Below are 1,822 nucleotides of genomic sequence, written 5' to 3'. Positions count from 1 at the left end.
GCCGCGATGAGGTTGAGGCGTAGTGAGGTCTCTCCGGCGTGCGCGGCGTCCTTGGTGTGCATGTCGAGACAGACGCCGCAGCCGTTGATCTGGCTGGCGCGGATCTTCACCAGCTCCTGCGTCACCGCCGGCAGCGCCGAGTCGGTGATGACCTTGCCCGCGGAGTTGATGTGCTTGGCGAACTTCGCCACGACCGGGTTGCCGTAGAAGTTGAGACGGGCTTCCATGATGATCTCCTTGCCGCTTTGTGGCTACACCCCACTGACGGAACCGGCCGGGCACGATGTGACCGTCGGCCGACGTGACCTGCGTCACCGTCTCCGGGGGCGGCGTCAGCCGTGGAGGGCGAGATAGGGCGCCAGTCCGATGAGGCTGACGATGAGCGCGTACTTGAGGGTGCGAGCGGGCAGGCGGCGGGCGATCACCCAGCCGAGCAGGACTCCGGCGAGTTCGGGGATGCCGACCAGGGCGGCGAGGGGCCAGTCGATCGCGCCGGCGGTGAGGTAGCCCAGCGTGCCGACACCGGCGATGACCACGGACTGGACCTGGGCGGCGGCCAGCGCGGACAGTACGGGGGCGCCCAGGGTGACCAGCAGCGGGACGGACAGGAGGGGGCCGCCGACGCCGACGAGGCCGCTGGCCGCCGCGACGCCGAGGCCCACGGCCGCGACGACCCCGGCGCGGAGGTGGTGGTCTGCCGGGCCGGGGCGCGGGCGGCGGTCGCGGTACCACACCAGCGCGGCGACGCCGGCGGAGAAGACGCCGAGCACGATGCCGAACGCCTTCCCGGAGACGACGCTGTTGATCAGCACGCCCAGCGGTGTGCCGACGACGGCCGCGGTGGCCAGCGACAGGGCGGTGCGGCGGGTGTGCGGGTCGTGCAGGTGCCCCGAACGCGTGTACGCGGCGGTGGCCAGCGCCCCGGTCGCGACGTGGGTGACGATGGCGGTCCCGGCGACCTGCGCGGGGGGGAGAGGGGTCAGGGCGAACAGGCCGATGGTGGCCAGCACCCCGCCGGGCCCGATCGCGGTGATCCCGACGCCGGCCGCCAGCCCGAGCACGGCCAGGGCGATGAGCGTGGGCGGCTCCAGGCCGCTCACCGGGACGTCACCGTATGGGCGTGCGCGGGACATGGGGGAACCACGGCAGACCTCCAAGGATGGTCGATGTCAGGGCGCCGAGGGGACGGCGCCGCGGTGCAGAGTGGCCTGGAGGACGAGCCGGTCCGCGCGGATGTGAACGGTCTCGGCGTCGACGGGACGCCCGTCGGCCAGCCGCGTGAGCCGGTCGATGGCGAAGACGGCCGCCCCGGCGGGGATGCCCAGCAGGGCCGCGGTGTCCGCACCGGCCGTCATCGCGTGCACGGCTAGGTCGGCGCGGCCCAGCGGCTGCCCACTGATCCGCTCCAGCAGCACGAAGACGTCCTGGTCGGTCAGCTCGCACTCCAGCAGTGGACGGCCGATGTCCAGGGGCAGGTAGGTGGCGTCCAGGGAGAGGGGCTCGCCGTCGAGCCGGCGGAGTCGTTCCAGGTAGACGGCGCCCGCGTCGCGGGGAAGCTCCAGCCGGCGGGCGACGGCGTCCGGCATGTCGGCGACCGGGTGGGCGGCGCGGACCTCGTTGGTGATCGTGCCGCGCCCGAGCAGGGTTTCGGCCAGCCCGGCCAGGCGGTCCAGGCTGTGGCCGTAGCGCTGCTGGGCCACGACGGTGCCGACCCCGCGCCGCCGGGTGATCAGCCCCTCGGCGCGCAGCAGCCCGAGGGCCTCGCGGATCGCGTTGCGCGAGGCCCCCAGCTGCGTGGCGAGTGTGCGTTCGTCGGGCAACC

Annotated in this window: 3 protein-coding genes; all 3 read right to left on the bottom strand. The window is 73.8% G+C overall.

Annotated elements, in window-relative coordinates; translation table 11 throughout:
- Positions 1-227: carboxymuconolactone decarboxylase family protein (locus ACFFNX_RS16445; RefSeq protein ID WP_378202141.1), on the bottom strand; the 227-nt coding region annotated here is incomplete at its 3' end.
- Between the two features lie 105 nt (positions 228-332).
- Positions 333-1,100, bottom strand: a complete 768-nt coding sequence (locus ACFFNX_RS16440) for a sulfite exporter TauE/SafE family protein (RefSeq protein ID WP_378202088.1) — start codon at positions 1,098-1,100, stop codon at positions 333-335.
- 69 nt (positions 1,101-1,169) lie between these two features.
- The coding region (locus tag ACFFNX_RS16435) for a GntR family transcriptional regulator (RefSeq protein ID WP_378202085.1) at positions 1,170-1,822 on the bottom strand (653 nt) is incomplete at its 5' end.

This window comes from Actinoallomurus acaciae (genome assembly GCF_042429965.1).
Lineage (GTDB): Bacteria > Actinomycetota > Actinomycetes > Streptosporangiales > Streptosporangiaceae > Actinoallomurus > Actinoallomurus acaciae.
The sequence above is the reverse complement of the archived record's forward strand: the minus strand, read 5'-3'. Positions and strand labels throughout refer to the sequence as shown.